Source organism: Paracoccus haematequi (assembly GCF_900631945.1).
Classification (GTDB): Bacteria; Pseudomonadota; Alphaproteobacteria; order Rhodobacterales; family Rhodobacteraceae; genus Paracoccus; species Paracoccus haematequi_A.
Genome location: NZ_UZWE01000009.1, coordinates 1 through 943, shown reverse-complemented (window position 1 = coordinate 943; position 943 = coordinate 1). Strand labels below are relative to the sequence as shown.

Genomic DNA, 943 nt, shown 5'->3' with positions numbered 1-943 from the left:
AAGCGCGCGCTCGCCGATGTCGGTCTCGACGGCGACGAGGCCGCGCTTGACATCCGCGATCTGCGCTCCCTGGTGGACTGCATCCGGCTGGTACGCCGCACCGCCATGCAGACCGCCGTCCGCATGATCACCACCGGCGTCATGCTGGCGCTGCTCGCGGGCATCGCCATCAAGCTGAAGATCTTCGGCGGCGGCCCATAGCCGCTCACCATCCCGTCCATCAGCCCGCAATGACCCGCCCTCGAGGCGGGTTTTTCGTTTTCGGAGGACCCCCCATGACGCCGACCTTCCACCGCCATTGGCGCGACGTACCCGAGAGCGGCTGGCGCTGGCCCAACTTCTCGCCCGCCGAGATCGCCTGCCGTGGCACCGGCAAACTGCTGGTCAACGAACCGGCGCTCGACAAGCTGCAGGCGCTGCGCGACCGGCTGGGCAAGCCGCTCATCGTCCGCTCCGCCTATCGCAGCCCCGAGCACAACAGTGCTGTCGGCGGCGCGACCCGGTCGAAACACCTCGACGGCACCGCATTCGACATCGCAATGGCGAACCACGACCCCGTGGCCTTCGAGACCGCGGCGCGCGAGGTCGGGTTCCTCGGCTTCGGCTTCTACCCCCGGTCGGGCTTCATGCATGTCGACCTCGGCCCGGCGCGGCAATGGGGCGAGCGCTTCCCGGTCCGGCGGACTGACTTCGCGGCGGAAGCCCCGCCCGCACGCGAAGTGCTGGCCGAGAGCCGCACCATGAGAGGTGGCGGAGCGGCCGGTGTGGCGACGCTGGGCGCAGCCGGAGTCGAGATGGCCCAGCAGGTGCTGGCGGATACGCAAACCGCCATCCTGCCGCTCGTGTCTTATCTCGACACGCTGCGCTGGGTGTTCATCGCCGTGGCGCTCGTTGGCATCGCGGTCACGATCTACGCGCGGCTCGATGACTGGAAGCGGGGGCG

General features: G+C 69.4%; 2 protein-coding genes. Both read left to right on the top strand.

Annotation, left to right across the window (positions count from 1 at the left end):
- On the top strand, positions 1–201 hold a 201-nt coding region (locus tag PARHAE_RS00160), incomplete at its 5' end, for a DUF6127 family protein (RefSeq protein ID WP_126152588.1).
- 74 nt (positions 202–275) lie between these two features.
- Positions 276–943 (top strand): D-Ala-D-Ala carboxypeptidase family metallohydrolase (locus PARHAE_RS00155; RefSeq protein WP_126152587.1); only part of this gene is annotated, 668 nt, incomplete at its 3' end.